Origin of the sequence: Nodosilinea sp. P-1105 (assembly GCF_012911975.1) — a bacterium.
In the GTDB taxonomy this organism is placed as follows: domain Bacteria; phylum Cyanobacteriota; class Cyanobacteriia; order Phormidesmidales; family Phormidesmidaceae; genus Nodosilinea.
The window spans coordinates 55,472-77,040 of sequence record NZ_SMDQ01000001.1 but is presented as its reverse complement, the minus strand read 5'-3'; the positions used below and the strand labels follow the sequence as shown (position 1 = coordinate 77,040).

Genomic DNA, 21,569 nt, shown 5'->3' with positions numbered 1-21,569 from the left:
TGGGTGGGAGAGTGGATGGGTGGATGAAGGTTTGAGTTGACGGCTGTGGGCTTTAATTCAAGGCTAAAAACTCAGCGCTATTAACTTTCTATTGAGGGTTGGGATGCAGATTGATGACTATGGGCAGGCGATCGCGCTGAAGAATAAACTGGAGGCGGCGTTGCCGTTTCGGGTGCGGCCTGGAAAACAGTTGATGAAGGCGATCGAGGATAAGTCAATTACTCCGGCGACCTGGTTGGATGTCGATACGGTGATGTATCTAGGAGATGAGGGCGGCATAATGGTGAATTTGCTGCCAAGTGGGGATAGGACAAAAACGGTCTACTCGACGTCGTTGACCCATGTGGTGTTTGACCCGGAGCATGAGTTGGCGGCGGAGGTGTTGGAGTATCAGCGGCAGCGGACTCGAAGGCTAATGCTGCAAAATCGGCGGGGTTTTGCAGCGGAACTACTGGAGAAGGAGTCGCTGGGTAAAAGGAAACCAAAACGTAAGGGGTTTGGCTAGTAGGTTATTCGTAATCTGCTGGATAGAGCGCATTAATTAAAATCCTCATTAGGGGTTCAATATCATTGGGAATGAGATAGCTCTCAAGCCCTAGATCGATATGCCTACTGACTCGATGAAAGCAAGCAAATCGCCAGACAGTCCCGGTGGTGACAGCCCCTAACAATGTGGACTGTTTGGGGGTATGACTCCATTGATCTAGAGCAGTCATTGCAGCAGCCAATTTCTCTATTCCACAGTTATTTGCATCTTCTTCCACAGTTTGAATGGTAAAAATCTGGTTTTCCGTTCTCAATAAGTAATTTATAGCTTGGTAGGGTTGCCCAGATATTCTAAGGGAATACTCAATTCTCAGTTGTGCTTGGGTATAGTGGATAACTTCTGTAACAATAGGGGCAACCAGAATCTCTCGACGAGATCTCTCAGTAGTGAGGCTAACAAATGGTAGAACTTCTTTAATACGGTTGCTCAATTGATGGATTTTTTCTAATTCACCTTGACAACCGGAAAGACTGAGTCTTCGTTGAGAGAGCGAATACCCAAGGTCAGCAGATTCTGCATCTAGGTCAAAATTTCTATTAAGGTTACAGGGCTTGTTTGAGTTAGAAGTTTCCATTTTTATTTTCCAAGTTTCTGACAAAAATTGGTTTTATAAGGTATCAAGATAGGTTTGAATGGCTCTCACATATTGAGGATACTGGATCAGGGCTTTTTGGAAGGCAGCATAAACTTGGTTAGGATCTATGTCATCATATTCATGGGCAAGGATATTGCGGAAACTCCCAGAGGGAGCAAGCTGATCGGATAGTTCGGTTGGTAGGAAACCGTGCGCTCCCATTAAGAGAAAGGAATCAAAATTGCTCAAGACATTGGCACTTTCGGATGGACGAATACCTGCTACTCGTTTGAGCAGGGTTTTATTGATATCAACGGCTGACTGGATCAGTAGCTCAAGTTGACGTTCGATAATGTCTTGATAGTCTTCATTGGCTAGGTAGATTTCTAAAGTCACAGCCTCAAAGCCTATGAGCCGATCTAGGCGGTCGACCATACGGCTAAGTTTTTGGGCGATCGCCTCTCTGTCAAGCTGAGTCATACTCCCCACCTTACTAAAGCATCTAGAACTTTCTGTCGCTGGGCTTGGCGAAATTGCTGAAGTTCGTCTGGGGTCTTTAGAGCTTGCTGCTGGAAGCGAGCAAATTCACCGGGATGACGCTCGTAAATAAGTTGGCCATCGCGGGCAACGACATGGGCCAGAATATCGTTGCAGACACTCAGATCGACAAGGTCAATGCGATCTTGGGTGATACCAGCGAAGTCGCTTAAGGTGGTTAGTATCTCCAAGTCAGGGAACCAGGATGATGAATGCTTTGTGGAGATATTAGAATCTGACAGAAAAGCAATATCCCAATCACTTGTAGGGTCGTGGTCGCTTCTGGCCCTGGAGCCAAAGAGGATGAGCAACCTAAGGCCTGGATGGTGTCTAGACCATTGACTGAACGTTTGAAGTTGCTCTAGCGGTTGAGTAATAGACATGACTAGGCGACCCAGAATTCTTCATTATCAGGACTTTGCAAGGCGACTCCGGCAGCGGCGATCGCGAGAATACCGGAAAAACTAGGAAAAAAAAGATATTCCTTGGAACTTGGACTGTCGTAACCGGAGACATGAATGGGATAGCATTCTAAACCTTGCTTACGTAGTTTGACAATTGCCCATTTGGTTTGACCGTGCTCTTTGATGATGACCCCTGGAATGAGGTTGTCCCTCAACCCCTTTGCCAAAGGTTCAGGTAGCTTAGTGGGTCTGACAGCTCCACCAGATGTCCGCCTTACATTAAGTTTCGGGTACGCCCATAACTTTCCAAGTTTCGTAGCTTCAAAATCGGAAAGCGATTCAATATCAAGCGTGAAGCTGAGTTGATAGGTTTCTTCAGTTCTCGCAGAAACTTCTACCCGTGAATCGTCTGAAACAAATTCATAGAATCTAAGCAGGTGAAAAGGATCAAGATTGGTCTCTCCGATGTTATCTAAGAGAAAGTTATGTGGATCATATACAACTAAGCTATCAAACAAACCGTCTCGGAATCGAAATAGGGGTGACCAAACGGTTTTCCAGAAGACTGAAAATTCCTTTAGCTCAGAGGCAGAATCTTCATAATCCTTGATTTCCTTTTCAATCTCTTCTATCGAAAACTCTTGCCTGTTCAGTGATTCTAGCTGTTCTGGATAGTTGAAATCCAAAAACTTCTTGATGAAATTTTGGCGTATATGCTTTGGCTGCTTAAAGAGGGTCTTAATAAACGACCACTGCCCAGGTTTTGTTGGTTGGAGCGGAGCTTTAGCTAATGCTTCGGCAGTATTGATTTGCATCATTCGATGCTTGTAATATTTCCAAGAGCGAGAGCCGCCCAATAACTTCTGTAAAGTCGCGTATAGCTCTTGAATCAGCCTCTCTTCTTCTAAATTGTAGAGGGCGCTTTCAAGCTCTAGCAGTGGACGAGCGATTTCTAGGAATGCCTCGGATTTCCAGTAGATTTCTAGAAATGGGCGTTTCATACAGCTTAAGTTTTCAAGATTTTGTTTCAATGCATCACGACCACCAGCACAATCTAAGCTTTCGATGCCTTCTTCCCAGGCTTTTTCTGGAAGGTAGGCGATCGCTTCAGATGGCAAATCAGTCTGTGTTTTACCCAAAACTCGACCTACGCGTCCAATTCGTTGCCAGAAAGAGAAGCGATCGCGGGTCGAAAAGATCAACCAATCCAGATTTTGGCGCTCAGATTCAGCGTCTCGCTCAAAATTAAAGCCAACATCTACTGTACTAGTCGCAAGAATAACTTGTTTCTGTGCTGCCTCATGGCGCTCATGCTGAGATTTAACAGCACCTGTAATTCGCCCACGCAAATGTTCAATTCCTGATTTACATAAGTGGTCATTTAACTGATTGACTTGATCTAGTGAATCTAGAATAACGGCTCCAAACTGATCAGGTTTTTCCTTGAGTCTTGTCAAGACTTCGTTAGCTATTTCTAAAATAAGTGCTTTCTTTTCTAGCTGCTTCCGAATTTCTAGGCTGACAGCCGTTTGTGAGGGGATGACACAGTCTGTCTGGGTCTCACCATTAACGCGATAGATCTTGGCTCCTGCCTCTGCGAGAGTAGCAAGTGCTGCTTCACAAGCCTCTTCAGGTGTCGCAGTTAGAAGAACGACTTTGCGATCATCTCGAAAATAGCCAAATGAATGAGACAAGGCTAAGTAAAATAGCAAACTAACGAGCTGTTTTGAATCATAGAGGTGAAATTCATCAAAGATGACGGTCGCAAAACTGCTGTAGAAAGCGCTGGCGATATTACTGCGGTCTAGTCGGTTATAGGCAAAAAACGTCGAGTAGTAGAAAATATCTGGATTGGTTACTAGCAAAATTGGCTTGCCTGCACATTCTGGAAAAATGGTGGCGGGTTCTCGAAGAACGTTATAGAGTTTCTTACCTGAGCGATGACCTACCCGATCATTACTCCACTCCTTAACGTGTCGTGCAGATGCAGCCTTGACCACATGGGGAAGCCCTACTGCTCTGACGAACTTCTTGGCAGCTTCAGTCTGTTGCTCAATTAGGGCGTTAGTAGGGGCAATGTAAATAGCACTGCGATCGCGGTTTTGATGAATAACGCTCAAGCCTGCTTTGGTTTTGCCCGTACCTGTAGGAGCTAAGTCAAGAATAATATCGTGAGTCTTGGCTGCTTCATAGACTTCAGCCTGATGTTGGAGAACGCCATGGTCAAAGGCATTTAGCAGTTCATTCGGAAGTTTAGGGTTAGGGCAAGTGGCAATGCTGCGGGGTCCAAGTTGAATTTTGATGCTATCCATGGTTGCGACCTCCACAAAATTCTAGGTTGGCGGGGAGAGTATAGTCACCTACTTGCCACGCTGCTCCGCTAAATCGTAGATTTTTAAGCAACGAGGCGGGCGGAATTGAGATTAGGTCAAAACTCAATAGACTAAGGCCAGAGGGAAGATCAGCTGAGTTGAGGTAGGCATGGCAGTTGTATTCCCCTGGGGAAAGAGCAGTGACACTAAACGTTTTCACAATTTCAACCCTAACTTTGCTCATAAACTTGCCAACCCGAATGTACTCAGGCAGATCGCCATTGCCAAAAACAATGGTTTGAAAACGGTTGCCGCGCTCAATCACCCGTAGGCGACCCGTTTGCGGAAAATTGCTGGGTCGAAAGGTGCTGGGCTTTTTACCAGTGCGCTTCAAAGGCAGATCTTCTCTAGCAATAGCTACCCGGTTGTTGGTCATGGCGTACCAATAGGAGTCGGACAGGGCATTGAATCGCTCAAAGCGAAAAGAGGCTGAGGTGTCTAGAGGCCAAGCGGGGAGAATGTAGCGCTGGCCTGTTAAAGGGGTAAGGTCTTCGAGATAAGTGGGTCGCCCGGTAGCTGCCCCCAGTAAGCGATAGGGCGATCGCGCCCATCCGAGAGCATAGGCCAGGGCATAGTTTCCGATGGTGCCCTCGGTATAGTAAGTGTCCGATAGCTCTCTGGAGGCAAAAAAGACAGGTTCAGCACACCATAGCTCAATTAGTTGAGCCGTTGGATAGGGTAGCGGAGTAGTTTGAGGCTCTAGCTCAACTTGGGTCATCACTTAAGCCTCCTGATCTTTGCTCTTGCCTTTTTTCTTGGAGGTGGCTTTGACCTTACGTATGGGTTCGTAGGATGCGTTGAGTCGCTTGAGAAAAGCGGCTTGGTCATCGATCGAGAGGTGACGGTCTACGTCAGCGATTAACTCGTCTAGTTCGGTGGCCGAGAGCTGCACTGAAATACCTCGTTTATTTGTCCAGGTGGAAATTACATCTTGGGTGGCTGCAACTAATGCACCAGTATTGAGGGGGTGTTCTCGCTTATCCAGGGGTAGCTTGTCGTAGATGCCCTGCACTACTTCCAGGGAACTGGGAAGTTCGGCAATGCCGCCAAAGATGCCAAGAATCTGGTTCTCCATGCGGCCAACGCGGCTGGAGACAGCACCATAGCGGGTGGTCAGCAAAATGTTGCCCAGGGCGTAGCGCAACTCGTCGGCTGTCACATCTTTGAAGGTGACAATATCGAGGAAATGAACACCTGGTTTAATGTATTCGCTAGTGTTGAGGGCAGTGGAGGCTTTGCCTTCTTCGTCCCGCATCGTGCCCGTTTCAAAGATGGCATTGATGGTGCGATCACCAATCAGTTCCGTAGAAGGCAATACGCTAAAGGCATCTTCTGTCCACACCCGGCTTTTCTGTGCTCCTTCGCCACCAGCGGCAAAGCCGTAGAGAAAGCAGTCAACACACATCTCACAGGGGGCATTGGTGTTGAGGGAGCAAATGGAATTACCTTTGGGGTCGGGGTACAGGAGTTCGTGAACCCGCAAAAACTCGCGACCTTTGCGCCGCTCTGGGGCAATCTGCTTACGCTTGGTCATCACGAGGCGGGGAATAGTATCGGTATCTGCTACGCCCGCTTGTACATACTCGCTGCACATGGGTTCTCCAGTACCCTCGGTACGGAAGATGGTTTCTGATTGGGTGGTTCGCAGCACCACGGCACCAATGGTGCGACCTTTGGGAAAGTTTTCGTAGCTGGTGGCGAGAAAGGGTTGCAGTTTTTCAAAAGACATGGTGATTGCTCCTAAGCTTGGGTGGATTGTTGTTCAGTTTGGGCCTTCAGTTCTTTTCGGGCTTCCTGAAGGAAAAAGAGGTAGGCGGCTTCCAGCGTTTTGCTGTCGCTTAAGAGCCTGTCGGGGCGAGAGTTGTAGACCTCGACAAACAGTTCTTTGAGGACGTCATAGTACTGAGAAATTTGCTCGTACTTGGTGGCCCCAACCCCATGCTCTCGAATGCGATCGAGGCGATTGTGGTATTGCTGCACTAGAGCAGCAAAAACCGTATCCCAATCCATGTGAGGCTTCCGGGCACGGATAGCCTTGATAAACTCTGAAAAAGGTTCGGCTTGGGCCGTGCGGCGGAAGGAACTACCGCGCAGTTTACCGACCTCTGCAATGTGAGCTGCCTGCTTGAGGTAGCGCGAAACACGATCATGTTCTTCTGACATTAAACTCTCCAAAAGGATGGTTAAAGGTTCTTGAATTCGAGTCCAGGTAGCCTCCAAGTTGGGATCATCCTGTTCTCGCAATAGCCAGCGCAGGAGGACGTGATAGAGGTCTAGGGGGCGAGCAGCAGACCGAGCGAGGTCGTACAGGCAGTCGTCCTTTTTAGGCAGACTGGCTACGGCTATTGATAATTGGCCGAGGCATCGCAAACGATCTAATACTGCTTCGGCGGTCACTTGCTGCTGGCGCTCTTGCTCAGAGAGATTGCCTTCCCGGAGGTATTGACCTGGGCCTAAGAGCGGTTGGAGGGTAGATGGAATGCCCTCTACCCGACCAAAAATGTCCCAGCTAGGCTCAATTTCCAGGTTGGCACTGAGCACAAAGGGGAACCCAATATCCAAAGCTAGGGCCATCTCAAGGGCTAGTCGCAAGGACTTCAGCAACGCCAGTGAGTTATTCACATCGCCCCAAAGTACAGGAATGGTGACGGTGGAATGCATAAACTCAGGTCGCTTAGGTAGGGCAAGGCCAACGACTTTGTTGGCTTTGAAGACGATCTGGTGGTCTCGATAGAGCTGTAGCTCATCAACGGTGACGGTACCCTCTTCGTTCGTCTCAGCCGTGCGCTGGAGAAACTGCTTCCAAATGTGTTGGAGTTCAACACTAGATCCCTTGGGTAGAGCAAAGTGCAGGTACATCGGAGCCTGCTTGCTGGCTTTTGGGAAATTAGCTCCAACCCTTAGTAGTTGATACCCCAGGGCTGACAGTGCATCACCTCGGCGTTTGGGTTCTGCACTCATGCCACCCGGTAGCCGATTTGAAAACGACTGCACCTTTGTTTCTGGGGGCATTTTGGCGGAAATCAACTCCTCCACTGGAGCCGTTGACGTTGGCCCCAGGGAACAGCGCAGGCGAGGACTGGCCTCGATGTAGCTGGTGAGCTCAGCAAAACCCTGCCAGGTAGAAGGATGGGCAAAATTGAGCAACTGGGCAACCGCCGCCACTAACTCCTGAGGCACTGAGGTATCTTCGGTTTGCCGCAGTTGGAAGGAATCTCGAAGCAGAGGGGCGATCGCCTCTTGTCCACGGGACACTGCTTTGGCAGCAAACAGACATCGCCCGTACTGAGCATTAAAAGGCTCCAGAGCCGTTCGTTGGTCAGGGGTTAACTCGACTTGTTCGGCAATACGATCCCAGGCATCCTTAGGATTAAGTGCTGCTTCGCGATAGCTGAGGTAAGAGGCTTTGAGCCCTTCTGAAACCGCAAAATCTTCAGCGTTGGAAATGGGTAACAAGCCCAGTTCCGCTGCCGCTGCCACGGCTGTTGCTCCAGCTTCACCGCTGTACTTCTGAACATCCTGGGTAATCTTATCGGCCTTATAGCCACTAAATTTTTTAACCAACAGCGCATCGACCTGCTCGATCGCAGCCTCAGGATTTTGCTGTACGGCTTGCGGGTCAACCTTGATACCGTCTTTGCTGGCCTTGACCAATTGTTCAACATTGCCGCTGAAAACCTGGTTGATTTTTCGAGACCACTTTTGGGCAATCGCCAGGGTCAAATCTTCTTCAGGAAAGTGCTCTCCAATGAAAAGCTGCCCATCTGGATCGACAGATAAAGTCGCCAGCCCCCGCTCATGAAGAACCTCTTCACAAGCCGCCAAGAGTAGAGCCGTTAGGTAGCCTCGGTCTTCTGCTAACTGCACCTTAAAAAAGTAAGTATCTTTTTGGAGGACTACTGTTAGTTCAGTTTCAACCTTGCGAATACGCTGCTCTTCAGGAATGCCTAAGTCGTATAGGTCGCCCCCGATGAGCATTGCCGCCCAGCGCTTGATATTTGGATCTTCCGGCAGAAAGCGCATGCCATCACTGGCGTTGTGCCCGGAGTGACGTTCAATCAGGCGGCGCACCAGCTCTAAATCTTCGTCAGTTTTTACCCAGTCAGCTACGCCAGCTCTTTCAAGCTGTGCTTTGAGAAATTCGCGATCGCGGGCTAAGGTTTTTACATTTCTCTCTCTTGGATCTAGCTTGTTGAGATCATGAACCGCAGTTGCAGCAAGGATGAGCGATCGTTTATCGTCAGGTACGTTAGCAAGCTTGCTGACGGTGAGAACAAACTGACAAGCTGAATCAAGATGCTCAGCTAAGCTTCGTCCTTGGCGAGATCCATGTTGAGCATGACCAGCATGATTTTTATATATCTCCGGTCTAACTTTGCAAAAATACTGCTCATCTATCGTTTTTGGTAGTTGATATCGACCGAGAATTCTTAAACTCATTTTTCAAACCCGCCTCCACAGGGGATAGTATGAAAGATGAAATTACAGCTCAAAGCGGATTGATTCGCCTATTCCTCTTCACCTACGGCCTTTTCTAGGTAGTCCATCCAAGGAATCAGATTTCCTTCTCCATCTGGGAATGGCTCATATTCTTCTTCCCGAATGAGTCGATCTAGCTGAGCTAGCTCTCGCTCGCATTGCTCGCGCATTTCTCGGTATGTGGCCAGTCGCTTGTTCTTGTTGCTCCAGTAATCCATAAGACCTTTCCCCTATATAGGGCATGCCTACAGGATCTAGGCGGTATGCCTACGCAGAGCCCCGAGGATGCCTTAAGTCTGCACCTCCATACTAGCAACACAAATACGTCAAGTGGCAGGTAAATTACACCAGAAATTTTGATCTTGAATGTGAGATAGACTGTAGCTTAGGCTCTGAGCGGATTCTAAACCCTGCTTAGGGATTGAAATAAGTGCCACGTTACTTAGAGTCTCTTGTCTAGCCAATAACCCTCTTAGGGATTGAAAGCCATGGAATGCCCTGGCTTTGGTCTTTGTCCACCTTTCGCAAGCATAAGCTCATTCCTCCTAGCCCCCTATGACTGGTAGTTGACCAACCGATACTCAAACATCTGCTTATCTGCCCGTCGCTTTTCTACCTGCCATCCTTTTTGCTTAGCTCGGTGCAGCACTGCCGAAAACCGATGGCCCACCAATTCCACCAACTCCCTGGTGGAATGCCACTGGCCATCTCCTAGCACCTGTGCCAGCCTTTCTGTCATGGTCATTACGTTTCCCCTTGCATTACTCCCGATATAAAAGACAAACCCTGCAACCTTAAGCAAAGCGACACAAAACAGAATGCTCCGGTACAAGGTGTAACCTGCTGTTGCAAACCCACCTCAGTCCGGCGGCAAATCAGACTCCCGCAGTTGCCGGTAGACCACCAGGCGAGCCGCATACTCCAGGCAGGCCAAGATATCCTCCCGCTGCAACTGCGGCCATTCTGCCAGCACCGCTTCATAGGTCGCCCCATCCGCCAGCTTACGTAGCACCGCTTCCACCAACACCGTTTGCCCGCGAATGACTGGTTTGTTGTCACCAGCGCCCAGGGCAATCCGGCCCAGGGGCGATCGCCCCTCCCTATCTTTTGTCTCCATAACCTATCCGTACCTGCTGGTATGACCCCATGGTGGCAGAGCTACCATGGGGGTGTCCAGAGAAATAATGACAAAGTGTCCGTACAAATTTGACGCGACTCCCTATGACCCGCCAAAAACGCTCCATTACCCTATCGATTGACGAGGCCGAAAAAGCCCAGCTAGAGCAGCTTGCCCTAGACTTTGACCAGACCTGGGGCGATCGCCCCAATGTTTCAAAACTTATCAAAGCGATCGCCCAGGGCACACTGCGCCTGGCCGTCAACCACGACTGGAGTCCAGAGCGCATCAAAGCCCTAAACCTAGCTCGGGGTCAGCTCCACGACCAGGGCTATGGGGCCGAAGCCCTGGCGATCGCGAATCTGCTCTTAGAACGCAGCGAACTCAGTCACCCCCTGCGCCAAGACATTCAGGCTTTTGTCGACTATCCTGCCCCTCCCTGGCGGGCCGATATCGATCGCTGCTTGCGACGCCAGCGGCCCTTCCGCCTCACCTACCAGGATGCTGCGGGGCTACTGTGGAGCTTTTCCGTGCGCCACGCCAAAATTGCCGCCATTGAAGAGCGCCAGTACCTGGTGTGCTGGTGCGACGAAACTGACGGCAACCAAGATATCTCTCAGCTTCAGCACAACTGGACCCTGCGCTTAGACCGCATTCCCGAAGAAGCGGTGATTAGTCCGATCGATGGGCCTTGGCAGCCAGAGCTGGCATTTGTGGATGTGGAGATGCACTTGCTGGGTAGGCTGGCCTTGGCTTACCGCACCAAGTCAAAAGTGGATCGGGTTAACGAATGGGACGCTGAACGGCAAGTGCGGCGGGTCGTACGGCGGATTACCAGTACCTTCTGGTTCTTTCGAGAGGTGCGCCGCTACGGGGCCGATTGTGTGATTGTGGAGCCTGAGGACATCCGCCAGCGGTTTGTCAGTGAATTGCGCGTTTTAGTCGATCGCTATGGCGGTGGCTCGGAATAGGCGATCGCCCCTATCGCCCCTGTTGCTCAAACTCAGGTAGATTACCGAGCTTGCGAATGGCCACAGACACCTCCATACCCAGATAGGCATCCGCCGCTCCCATCCAAGAGCCAGAGAGGGGAATCACCTGGGCCGGGTGACGGGCGATCGCCACCGGGATTAAGTCAAACCCTTGGGTGATGCGGTTGGTCGGGTCATAGTTGCGCCAGCCCGCCCCCGGTAGATACACCTGTAGCCAGGCATGGGTCGCCCCAGAGCCAGTCATCCCCACATCGCCGCCGTCCAGAGCCGGGTCGTACAGGTAGCCACTGACAAACCGGCAAGCCAACCCCAGTCGCCGCACGGCTTCAATCATCAACCAGGCATAGTCACGGCAGGTCCCGGAGGCCAGGCGTAGGGTCTCACCTGGGGACTGGGTGCCCTCGGCTTCCCTAGCCTGGTAAGCCATGGTGCCGTTGATCGTATCCATCATCCGTTGCAGCACATCCAGGGTTTGGTCCTGGTCCCCGGCCACAAACGCTTTGGTCCAGGCGGCCACACTGCCGTCAGGGTCTTCCGCATGGGGACGAATAAACGCAGCCAGGTCCGTCCATTCATCGGGGGTATACTGCACTGGCAGTTCTTCAGCCCTGGCTTCTAGGGGGAAGTTAGAGATCGCCCGGTAGCCAAAATGCTCCCCTTTGACGCGGTAGGTGACAACCAGTTCTTTGGCTGGTTGTTCAAACTTCAGGATAGCCACATTATTCGATAGGGTATCCATCAACCAGCGCACATCGGCTGGAATGTTAGTGTCTAGGTCGTAGCTGAGCAAGCGTCCACCATGGCTGCCCCGGGGCAGAAAAATAGCCCGATGCTCGCCAAAGCTGACCGGCTGGCTGTACCGATAGGTGGTGACGTGCTCTAGATCAAAGATGACGCTCACGGGTATTGCTCCTGACTGGATAAGGACTATAGGGGTAAAGGCTGGTACCGGCTGGCAAAACTATGACTACCTTTGTTGAGGGTGTAAGGTTTCAAGAACAGTTGGCCGACTTATGCCACAGCCTAGTACCTGACCGCTGACTACTGCCCTGGTATTAATGGGGTCATGGTCGAGAAACTGGGCTAGGCGATCGCCCCGATTTTTGGTTTTGTGGTTGGGCCAGGGCTTCGCGTAGCAGGTCATGGCAGAAGCCGTAGCCGCCCCCCACCCGACGCAGGAGCTTCAGCTTCACCAGACGATGGAGTACTGGTTGGCTGGTTAGAGGCCAGCGGGAGGCTAGCAAAAGCCGTACCAGGGCCTGCTGCAACCCAAAGGACAGCCACACTACGGCCCCCACCAAACTGGCCAGGAGGAGTCGGCCGCGACTGGGGGACAATACCGTCAGGGGTGACTGGTTGTTGGCGATCGCTGGCAGCACCGCCAGTAGCACAATCACCAGCCCCAGCAGTGCCACCAGCACCAAACTATTGCGAAAGGCCATTTGCACATCCTGGTTGGGGCTGCGCCGCACCTGAATCGTGTTGTGCAGCCCTCCCCACATTAAACTGCTTAAGCCCAGACCCCAACCGGCGATCGCCCCCACCAGCCCCCCGCCCGCAAAGGCCTGGGTCCCCAGGTTCAGGGGACTCAGTAGGGTGGCACTGAGGCTGGCCAACCCCAGGCCTAAAATCCCTGCGCCCAGGGTGCTGACCAGGGCCAAACTGCTCAACCGGGCGAAGGAAGCCGTGGCCAGGCTGAAGCGTAGCCGGGGCAAGGACTCTAAATCCACCTGGGACGCCACTAACCCCAGGGCTAGCCCCAACACCACATTGCCCCCCACCAGGCCAAAGGTCAGGGCCAGGGCCAGCCCCAGCAAGAGCCGATAGAGCAGCCGGGTAGATTCAGGTAGCCAGAGGTGGCAGAGGTCGTCTAAGTAAAACAGGCGGGAACGGGTGGCCAGCTGTTGGGCCAGCCAGCCCAGGGCAGCGCGATCGCCCCGGTGGCCCCCCTGGGCCAATTGGTGGGTCAGGTAATGGTCGACTAAGCTGCTGCGATTGGTGATGGGTTGTCCATTGTCCTTGGTTGTCGTCCCAGTAGTCACCAGCATGGACAGCAACAGGGGGCAGCGGGCCAACTGTTGCAGAGTTTTGCTACTCTTGATGCCTTGCCACACCTCTGGCAAGGCAAACGCCATCACATAGTCTTTCACCTGCTGGGCCATCAGGGGCACGATATTGACCCCGCTGTTAAATTCACCAAAGGCAATACCACTTTCCTCCAGTACTTTGCGGCGGCAGCAGAGGAGAGCTGCTTGGTTGGGGTTAGTGCGCAATAGGGCATCGATCGCTTGAGCACAGGTGCGCTGCTGGCCAGAGGGCAAATGGTCAAAGCCGTCCAGCAGCAGAGTCAGCTGGCCAGTGTCGATCCACACCTCGGCCACGGTTTTAGCAATCCGATAATGCTGCCAAAAATAGTCAATTAACCAGTTGCGCAGGGTATCCCCAGACCAGGCGGAAAGATCTACCAGAATAGGGACCGGGGCCTGGTTGCGACTGGCCTGGTGTAGCAGCAGTTCGCCCACCGCTAGCAGAGTATGGGTTTTGCCCATCCCAGGTTCCCCCAGTAGCAGCAGCCGTCCACCCACCCCACCGCTGTGAAAGTAATCGGCGATCGCGCCGTAGGATTGCAGCACCTGGGTCGACTGCTGGCCGTATTGCAACCCCCAAATTTTGTAATTCAAGGGAATCTCGATCGCTTTTCCAGTCTCCCCCTCGAGCAAAGGCAGCCCCGCCCGATAGAACTGGAGCTGTTGCTTTGCCGCCATGATTAAGGCCTGCCGATCGGCCAGGTTAGGCGGGCGAATCGGAGCAAACTTGATAAGTGCGGTTAAAACCATGGGGGCAAGGGGCCTAACGTTACTCTCAGAACCCAACCAGGGCACTATGGCATCAAGGCCAAAGTCACCCAAATCCTTAGTGTATGCCCCTGCTCGCTCATTGTAGCGCCTGAAGTCAACCCCGAAGAATCCGCTCAGCCAGTGGCTCGACCCTACCAGATCCAGTCTAAAAATTCTGATTTTCTTCAAAAAAACATGGGATCAATTGGGCAATAGCCGATACACTTGCCTCAATTGTTCTTCATCGCTGATATGAGTCCGCAGCACCAACACCAGCTGGTCAATTTTTTGCAGTCAGATTTGGCTATTCCCCCAGAGTCAATCGCCCTAGGAATGCGCCAAACCCAGCAGGTGCCCAGCTTGCTACCGATGGTGTTGTGGCAATACGGATTAGTCACCACCGATCAGCTGGGGCAAATTTTTGACTGGCTAGAGCAAACCAGCTCTGTTTCATACGGTCCTGAACTACCGGTCATTCCGACGGCTTTGAGTCCTCAATATCGAGGTACTGAGCGATCGACCACCAGGGCATAGGCGTCAATGCCGCCGGTCACATTCTTCAGCTGAGAAAATCCTTGCTGGGCTAACCAGGTACACATTTGGGCCGATCGCATGCCGTGGTGGCACAGCACCACCGTCTCTTTATCGGCCTCAAATTGGCTGTGGATGCCCTCTGACCAGTGGCCAAATTGACTGAGGGGCAAGTTTACAAAGCCAGCCAACTGGGCTATGGCGACTTCGTCGGGTTCCCGCACATCAATCAGTTGCAGATCATCGCCAGCAGCCAACCGCTGGGCCAGAAGCTCAACGCTGATCGGTGCATAGGGGATGGCATCGGGGGAAGCTGTCATCGGGTTAGCCTATCGATTCGTTGCGGTTTTTCCATGGTGCCATGAAATTCACCGTTTCTAGAGAATAGTCTGGCCCTGGCGGTTTACCCTAAACAGTGGTATCCCCGATGCCACCTATCCTCTGCCCTTTACCCTAAATTTTTCGATGAAAACCATTGGCTTGATCGGCGGCATGAGTTGGCAGTCGTCTCTGGAGTACTACCGCATGATTAATCAACTCACCAGCGATCGATTGGGGGGGTTGCACTCAGCCAAAATTATCTTGTTTTCAGTGGACTTTGCCGATATCGCTATCGTGCAACACAACGATCGCTGGTCCGAAGCGGCCGCCATTTTGATTGAAGCCGCCCAACAGTTGCAAATGGCTGGGGCGAGCCTGGTGCTGCTCTGCACTAACACCATGCACAAGGTTGCTGACGCGATCGAGGGGCGCATTTCAGTGCCATTTTTGCACATCGCTGATGTCACCGCCGCCGCCATCAAAGCCCAAGGGCTCAGCCGGGTAGGGCTGCTAGGCACCAAATTCACCATGGAACAAGACTTTTATCGGCGGCGGCTCACCGAAAAACACGGCCTGGAGGTGCTAGTACCCCAACCGCGCGATCGCGATACCCTACACCAGATCATCTACGACGAGTTATGTCTGGGGGCGATCGCCCCTAACTCTCGCCAGCAGGTACACACCATCTGCACCACCCTGGCCCAAGCTGGGGCCGAGGGCATTATTCTGGGCTGCACCGAGTTGGAACTGCTGATTCAGCAGGCCCCAGTCCCCCTTTTCCCCACCACCCAACTCCACGCCGAAGCCGCAGTCAAGGGCGCCCTAGCAGAGTAACCTAGGCCCATGCAGCGGGGAGGAACTAGGCTATTCCTCCCATTAAGGTCTGGTCATTGACTAGACGCTGACCGAAACAGCTCCAGGATGTGGTCGAATTGATAGTCGGTGGCCCAGTGTCGGAGCCAGTCCTTGAGTTCCGTCCCCTCCGGTGGAATCGTGTCGACGAGGGTTAGCACAGCATTGTCGTCCCCCAGAATAGCCGCTTGCTGCAGCTGATCCTGCCAGGTTTTAGGCATGATAGCCAGGTGATCGGCTTCGGACAGGGGAGATAGCCGCGCGGCTGTGGTCTCACTCTGTTGCCCTAAATCGAGCCCAACCATGACCTGATCGCTACCTGGCACCGTCACCGTGAATTCAAAACAGCTGCCTCGGCCGAGTTGACTGTGGCACTGAAGCTGTCCCCCCAGTAGGCGGATGTATTCTTGACAGATAAAGAGCCCCAGGCCACTACCCTGCTGTGATTGCTGCCCAGATGTCGTTTGCTCAAATGGGCTAAATAGACGTTCTAGCTCGTTGCGCTCGATGCCGGGGCCAGTATCGATTACCGCAAAAGTCAGGCAGTGTTGGTGTCGAACCTCGGCTGCTTGGTCTGTGGCGGGAACCGTCCCCTGCTTTTGCCCAACGAGTCGCAGGGTCACTTGGCCAGCCGGGGTAAACCGAAAGGCATTATCTAGCAGATGGGTCAGACTTTGGTACAGCTTGGCTTCGTCGATACAGATGTGCTGAGGTACCTCCCCCTCGATCTCGATCCGGAACTCCACCGTCGAATGCGCTAGATGGGCGCAATGGGCTGAGAACTGGATTTGAAGATTGTGCAGTAGCAGTTCTAGGTCTAACCAGGCTGAGACAACGGCTGGCACCTCCTCCATATCGAGCTTTGAGGCCAGGAGCAGGTTGTTGATTTGCACCAGCAAGTAGTCAGCGCTGCGGTACATTCTGGCTAGCCCCTGGCGGTGGGGTTCGGCCACCGCTGGATCATGCTGCATCACCTGAATAAATCCCAGAATAATATTCAGCGGCGTCCGTAACTGGTGACTCATATTGGCTAGAAACAGATTTTTAGACTGGTTGGCGGCCTCCGCAGCTTCCTTAGCTTTAGCGAGATCAGCAGTACGCTCTGCCACGCGAATTTCTAGTTGGTCTAGGGCATCAGCCACCTGCGCGGTCATTTGGTTAAAGGCCATGGATAGCATCCTCAATTCACAGATGCCTTCAATTCCAACGGTTTGACTACGATAACCCGATGCGATCGCCCGACTGGCCACCGCCAGTTGTCGAATAGGGCGATTGATCCAGCGATCGCTCAGCAGCGCCATCAGCATCGCTATGGCCAAGGACAACAGGACCAGCAGTATGGTTGTGCGCAAGTAGGTATCCACCTGGGTCAAAAAATCAGCTTCAGGCACCACCACGACCACCAGCCAGTCCAGGCCCAGCTCATCCCTCCAGGGCACAGTGCTGACAAACTGTCGCCCATTGGGTCCTGGAACGACTAACTGCAACGGTGCTGTAATTGCTAGCCCGTTCTGCTGTACCAGGGACTGGGCGGCTGCTCTCACCAGAGGATTTGGACTTTCCGTGGCAGGCAAGCGATAGCTCGCGCCATCCACCACGGTGAACGGCACGCCACCATTGGAACTGGCCACCAGGAGACCACTGCGCTCCAGAATAAAAATTTGGCTGGAAGGACTCACCTGAATGGTTTGCAAAAACTGCCCCATTTGAGTCAAGACTAGATCTGCCCCCATCACCCCCAACAGCTCACCCTCGGATGTATACAGGGGATAACTAGCCGAGATTGAGAGCACGTCAGGCTGATCAAACCAGGGGTAAATTGGGCTCCACAGGGGTTGCCCTGCCGCCGCTGCCACCGCATACCACTCTTCTTCCTGAATTGGCTCAGGAGAATAGATGACCTCAGCTGCGGTGCGATCGCCCTGGTCATTGGTTTGGTAAATGGTCATGTGGTTGAGGTCGTCCCGGCGGGTTTCATTGATCACCAGGGTGTCATCCACTTGCCGTTCTACCCCAATGAACTCTCCGGCGGGATTGGCATAGTTGATGTAGTCGACCGGGTAAATCTGCATCTGTTGCCAAAAGAACCGTCCCATTTGCTCAAAGTTTCCGAAATCAAGCAGTTGGGTTTCCACAGCTGCGACATGGGTTTCATTTAGCCGAGTCACCATTGAGGTCTGATGTTCAATGTAAGCGGTAACCCGCTCTGTGGTCTCATTTTGCAAATTAGTGGCCAGGTTGGCCACCGTTACCTGCCGATATTGCACCAAGATCCAGCTGGCTAAGCCAACCACTGTCAGCATTTGCAGTAGATAGGGAACTTCTAGGACGACCATGAGTGGCAGCCGTTCTAGCCAGCGGGCGGGTTTCCAGCGAAATCGAGACATCACCATCGCCAGGGTCCTTGTGAGTCGGCATAAAGCATAGGATGCACCGGGGGTTATTCAAACGAGCTATGCAGAGGTTGGGGGCTATGGAGACGTGGTGGGCAAGCAGTCTAGGAGCCGATCAAACTCAAAGTTTTTAGCCCAGGTTGTTAGGGTTTGCGCGATCGCTTCAGGGATGGCTTCTGTATCCTCTAGCAGAGCTACCAGACGAGCGTCAGAGCCAGCCATGGCGGCCAGGGCCAGGGCCTGCTGCCAGTTAGAGGGCATGGTTTGTAGCCAAGTGGCAATGTCCTGGGGACTTGGTGGCGGTGACATTCCCTGCCCTCTGGGGGGAGTCTGGAGTGGGTAAGCTGACGTACCGTTAGCGCCAGTGTTATCAGCGTCAGTGGCGTAGATATACTGCACGGACAAATAGCTGGCTACTTTATGTAAAATCGCCTCTAGCTGAAAGGGTTTGCGCATAAAGTCATCACAGCCCGCCGCTAAGATGTTAGGCCGCTCTTCTTCAAAGGGACTAGACGTCAGGGCAATAATTACCGGGCTTGGGTGCAAATTGAGGGATCTGATTTGACGGGTAGCGGCGTAGCCGTCTAAAACCGGCATCCGCAGGTCCATCCAGATCAAGTGGGGATGCCACCATTGGGTGTGGTCGACAGCAGCTTGACCATCGGATACGTCATGCACCTCAAACCCTACCGACTGAAGCAGCCGGCTCAGCAAATGACGGCTAGCCAGGTGATCGTCCACCACCAGTAGGCGATAGGTTGGTTGATTAGGGGCCAGTTTTAGAATGTTAGCCTGGCCTGGCCTGTCGGCGATCGCTGTACCATCCCCGTTGTTGACCGGCAGGGTAAAGCGAAAAACCGAGCCCTGGCCCACTTGTGTGTCTACCGTTAGTTCTCCTCCCATAAGACGGACAAACTGCTGGCTAATCGGCAGCCCTAGCCCGCTCCCCTGGTGTGATTGTCGTCCGGCGTCAGCCTGGGTAAAAGGCTCGAACAGCTGGTTCATCTCCCCTGGGGCAATTCCAGGCCCCGTGTCGATCACCGCAAACTCCAGGGCTGCTTTTGCCTGCGGCTGGGTTCCCGGCAAGGGCGGTTGGCAGCGAACTCGTAGCATTACCCAGCCTGAGGGCGTAAATTTAATTGCATTCCCTAACAAGTTGATCAGCACTTGCCTTAGCTTGCCTTCATCGGCGGTAATGTAAGTGGGCATGGCTGGATCGCAGTCAAAGGCTAGCTCCAGACCTTTGGCCTCTGCTTGCAGTAGCAGCATTGCCTCTAAACCCAGTAATAAATAAGACAAATCGAAGGTGGTCACTTGCAAACAGGCGCGCCCCGCTTCAATCTTTGACATGTCTAGCACGTCGTTAATCAAGGCCAGCAAGTGCTCACCACTGTGCCGAATAATTTCCAGATAGCCAGCGGTCTCAGGATCTAAGGTCCAATCACGGTTAATCAGCTGAGCAAACCCAATAATGCTGTTTAGGGGGGTCCGCAGTTCATGGCTCATATTGGCTAAAAAGGTGCTTTTGGCCTGGTTGGCCGCATCTGCGGCTTCCCGGGCTCGCTGCAGGGCCTGCTCAGCCTGTTGCCGCTCCAGTTCTGCGGCCGCCCGAGCGGCAAAAATGCGCAAAATCATCTCACGGGTGGAATCTGCCACCATTGGTTTATTGTCAAGCACAGCCAGGTGGCCAATCACCTCGCTGTTGCGATTGATCAGGGGAATGCCGAAAAAGCTAACGGCCTCTAATTTTGACAACTCTGGATCGGTGGGATAAATCGATTGCACCTGATCGGGAATATAGGTTACTTCCCCGACCACCACTTGCTCACAGGGGGTGCCTGCAACCGCATAGTCTTGGCGGTTGACCAACAGTCCATTTTGCCAAAAGGCCAAGGTACTGACTCGATGATTATCTGGGCATAGGCACTGGGTCACTAAGGCATGGCGCACCTGCAGAATGTCGGCTAGATAGCGCACGAGGGATTCAAAAAAATCTTGGCCGGTTTTGGCGGCGGTCCCTTCCACGATTAGTCGCAGGGCTTCCTCTTGGGATTTGACTGGGGTTAGGTCTTCGACCACGCCTACCAGACGGTACACGGTCCCTTGATCGTTGTGAATGGGAAAGGCGCGCGCCCGAACCCATGCTTGCTGCCCCTGGGGCTGCACGATACGAAACTCTTCGTCGTAGCTAAAGTTAGCTAGGGCAGCCGCATCCCACGGTCTGGGCAAGCTACGGCAAACGTGACAGCGATCGTCGGCATGCACGGCATTCAGCCAGGCCATCGGGTTATGGTGCAACTCGTCCCGGTTGCGGCCCCAGATATTGTCGTAAGCAGGGGAGACATAGCTAACTCGGTGCTCTTGAATGTCATAGATCCAAAATACGCTGTCAATGTATTCAGCTAGCTGGCGAAATTTCTCTTCGCTGGCTTGTAGTTCGGCCTGGGCCTGTTGCTGCTGCTGCTCTAGCCGGTAGGTACTAATCACTTTGCCAATGCTCTGGGCCATCAACTCAATGATTTCTTTTTCATGCTGGTTAAAGCCCTGGGGGCGAGGGACGGTGTCAAAGAAGCAAAGGCTGCCGTACACCTTGCCGTCTACCCAAATGGGAGTACCCAGATATGACTCTAGTTGGAATGCTTGGTATAGGGGGTGTTGTCGGAGGTCAGGGTTGGCTCCGACATGGTCGAAGCAAATGGTCTGCCGTTGCCGAATCGCCATACCGCAAAAGGTATCGTCTAAGTTGCAGCGCAGGTTGGGTTGGAGGCCCGGAAAATTAGCGGCTATGGACTGGGCCACGTAGTGGTTATTGTCCACCTGGCCCACCAGGCCACCGGTAAAGCCCAGCACCTGACAGCCGGTCTGGAGGTAGTCAGCCAGCAAATCGTCAAAGCTGGTAAATCGGGCCAGACTAAGGCGATGCAGCTCTTTCAGGCTACAGCTAAATTGCTTGAGTACATCAGACTTTTGCACCAACAGCTGTTCTACTTGCTGATGGGTCGTGAGGTGCTGGATTAGGGCAGATAGGCGGTTAGAAGCCCGCCGCAACTGCAGGCTGTCGCGATCGCGATCGCAAATCTGCTGCCGCAGCTGTTGATTTTCTAAGATCAGCTGCCGCTGCCGTTGGTGCCAGCGCAGTTGAGTCGCCACTTGTGCCAGAAGTTCTGTGGTGGCAACGGGCTTAGCCAAGTAAGCAACGGCCCCCATTGACAATGCCTTAACCCTTGCGGCCTCAGTCTTTAACCCGCCTAAGATAATGACTGGAATTGCCTCTGTTAGGGGGTTAGCCTGCCATTGCTGATACAGCTCGTCGCCATTCATCTCTGCCATTGGGGTGACCAGTAAAATTAGATCGGGCGGCCTGGTCTGAACCGCTTGTACAGTCGTGACTCCTGTGACGCAGCGCACCTCATAGCCCTGCTGCTCAAGCGCCTGCGCCAACCCTCTCATATGCTCTGAAAGATCTCCTGCAACCATGACGATTGACTGGGTAGGACGCAGGTCAGCGGTTGGTTTACAAGTCGTTAAGTCAGAGCTACGCATGGCAAAATGCTTAAAAACAGTGAACAAACAGCCACTCATCCCCACTGGACTTGAGTCTGACCGCCAGCCC

The 21,569-nt window shown here is 52.7% G+C and carries 19 protein-coding genes; 4 read left to right on the top strand and 15 right to left on the bottom strand.

Features of this window, described 5'->3' with window-relative positions; genetic code table 11:
• Nucleotides 1-103 precede the first annotated feature (103 nt).
• Nucleotides 104-505, top strand: a complete 402-nt coding sequence (locus E1H13_RS00265) for a hypothetical protein (RefSeq protein ID WP_169611396.1) — start codon at nucleotides 104-106, stop codon at nucleotides 503-505.
• A 4-nt stretch (nucleotides 506-509) separates the two neighbouring features.
• On the opposite strand, the gene E1H13_RS00260 is transcribed toward E1H13_RS00265, so the two are convergent.
• The 10 genes from E1H13_RS00260 to E1H13_RS00215 all read right to left on the bottom strand — a co-directional run bounded on the left by E1H13_RS00260 (nucleotide 510) and on the right by E1H13_RS00215 (nucleotide 10,030).
• Nucleotides 510-1,121, bottom strand: coding sequence for a hypothetical protein (locus E1H13_RS00260; protein ID WP_169611395.1), 612 nt, complete (start codon nucleotides 1,119-1,121; stop codon nucleotides 510-512).
• Between the two features lie 33 nt (nucleotides 1,122-1,154).
• On the bottom strand, nucleotides 1,155-1,601 hold the full coding sequence (locus tag E1H13_RS00255; protein WP_169611394.1) for a DUF86 domain-containing protein: 447 nt from the start codon (nucleotides 1,599-1,601) through the stop codon (nucleotides 1,155-1,157).
• On the bottom strand, nucleotides 1,598-2,041 hold the full coding sequence (locus E1H13_RS00250; RefSeq protein ID WP_169611393.1) for a nucleotidyltransferase domain-containing protein: 444 nt from the start codon (nucleotides 2,039-2,041) through the stop codon (nucleotides 1,598-1,600). Before E1H13_RS00250 ends, E1H13_RS00255 begins: the two co-directional genes overlap by 4 nt.
• A 2-nt stretch (nucleotides 2,042-2,043) precedes the next feature.
• Nucleotides 2,044-4,374: a type I-D CRISPR-associated helicase Cas3' gene (cas3, locus tag E1H13_RS00245; RefSeq protein WP_169611392.1), complete on the bottom strand. Its 2,331-nt coding sequence runs from the start codon at nucleotides 4,372-4,374 to the stop codon at nucleotides 2,044-2,046.
• The gene (gene cas5d, locus E1H13_RS00240; protein WP_169611391.1) at nucleotides 4,367-5,152 is read right to left on the bottom strand and encodes a type I-D CRISPR-associated protein Cas5/Csc1; all 786 of its coding nucleotides are present in this window, start codon (nucleotides 5,150-5,152) and stop codon (nucleotides 4,367-4,369) included. Before cas5d ends, cas3 begins: the two co-directional genes overlap by 8 nt.
• A 3-nt stretch (nucleotides 5,153-5,155) precedes the next feature.
• Entirely contained in the window at nucleotides 5,156-6,163 is a 1,008-nt protein-coding gene (gene cas7d, locus E1H13_RS00235) for a type I-D CRISPR-associated protein Cas7/Csc2 (protein WP_169611390.1), read from the bottom strand.
• Nucleotides 6,164-6,174: 11 nt separating this feature from the next.
• Complete coding sequence (locus tag E1H13_RS00230; protein ID WP_169611389.1) at nucleotides 6,175-8,874, bottom strand: CRISPR-associated protein Csc3; 2,700 nt, start codon at nucleotides 8,872-8,874, stop codon at nucleotides 6,175-6,177.
• A gap of 68 nt (nucleotides 8,875-8,942) precedes the next feature.
• Nucleotides 8,943-9,131 carry a hypothetical protein gene (locus E1H13_RS00225; RefSeq protein WP_169611388.1) on the bottom strand — a complete coding sequence of 63 codons (189 nt, stop codon included), beginning with the start codon at nucleotides 9,129-9,131 and terminating at the stop codon, nucleotides 8,943-8,945.
• Between the two features lie 335 nt (nucleotides 9,132-9,466).
• On the bottom strand, nucleotides 9,467-9,652 hold the full coding sequence (locus tag E1H13_RS00220) for a hypothetical protein (protein ID WP_206069811.1): 186 nt from the start codon (nucleotides 9,650-9,652) through the stop codon (nucleotides 9,467-9,469).
• Nucleotides 9,653-9,772: 120 nt separating this feature from the next.
• Nucleotides 9,773-10,030, bottom strand: coding sequence for a DUF433 domain-containing protein (locus tag E1H13_RS00215; protein ID WP_169611386.1), 258 nt, complete (start codon nucleotides 10,028-10,030; stop codon nucleotides 9,773-9,775).
• Nucleotides 10,031-10,134: 104 nt separating this feature from the next.
• Here E1H13_RS00215 and E1H13_RS00210 point away from each other — a divergent pair, with 104 nt between their 5' ends.
• Nucleotides 10,135-11,001 carry a WYL domain-containing protein gene (locus E1H13_RS00210; RefSeq protein WP_169611385.1) on the top strand — a complete coding sequence of 289 codons (867 nt, stop codon included), beginning with the start codon at nucleotides 10,135-10,137 and terminating at the stop codon, nucleotides 10,999-11,001.
• Between the two features lie 10 nt (nucleotides 11,002-11,011).
• Here E1H13_RS00210 and E1H13_RS27820 read toward each other — a convergent pair whose 3' ends face one another.
• Nucleotides 11,012-11,923: a transglutaminase family protein gene (locus E1H13_RS27820; RefSeq protein ID WP_169611384.1), complete on the bottom strand. Its 912-nt coding sequence runs from the start codon at nucleotides 11,921-11,923 to the stop codon at nucleotides 11,012-11,014.
• A gap of 163 nt (nucleotides 11,924-12,086) precedes the next feature.
• A complete protein-coding gene (locus E1H13_RS00200; protein WP_169611383.1) occupies nucleotides 12,087-13,859 on the bottom strand; it encodes an NACHT domain-containing protein in 1,773 nt (590 codons plus the stop codon).
• Between the two features lie 252 nt (nucleotides 13,860-14,111).
• Between E1H13_RS00200 and E1H13_RS28235 the strand changes: the two genes are divergently transcribed.
• On the top strand, nucleotides 14,112-14,393 hold the full coding sequence (locus tag E1H13_RS28235; RefSeq protein ID WP_169611382.1) for a DUF2949 domain-containing protein: 282 nt from the start codon (nucleotides 14,112-14,114) through the stop codon (nucleotides 14,391-14,393).
• Here the strand turns inward: E1H13_RS28235 and E1H13_RS00190 are convergent.
• Nucleotides 14,354-14,710, bottom strand: a complete 357-nt coding sequence (locus E1H13_RS00190; RefSeq protein ID WP_169611381.1) for a rhodanese-like domain-containing protein — start codon at nucleotides 14,708-14,710, stop codon at nucleotides 14,354-14,356. The genes E1H13_RS28235 and E1H13_RS00190 overlap by 40 nt on opposite strands.
• A 145-nt stretch (nucleotides 14,711-14,855) precedes the next feature.
• Between E1H13_RS00190 and E1H13_RS00185 the strand changes: the two genes are divergently transcribed.
• Nucleotides 14,856-15,545: an aspartate/glutamate racemase family protein gene (locus tag E1H13_RS00185; protein WP_169611380.1), complete on the top strand. Its 690-nt coding sequence runs from the start codon at nucleotides 14,856-14,858 to the stop codon at nucleotides 15,543-15,545.
• 53 nt (nucleotides 15,546-15,598) lie between these two features.
• Here E1H13_RS00185 and E1H13_RS00180 read toward each other — a convergent pair whose 3' ends face one another.
• A complete protein-coding gene (locus E1H13_RS00180; RefSeq protein ID WP_169611379.1) occupies nucleotides 15,599-17,956 on the bottom strand; it encodes a sensor histidine kinase in 2,358 nt (785 codons plus the stop codon).
• Nucleotides 17,957-18,034: 78 nt separating this feature from the next.
• A complete protein-coding gene (locus tag E1H13_RS00175; protein ID WP_169611378.1) occupies nucleotides 18,035-21,499 on the bottom strand; it encodes a response regulator in 3,465 nt (1,154 codons plus the stop codon).
• Nucleotides 21,500-21,569 lie beyond the last annotated feature (70 nt).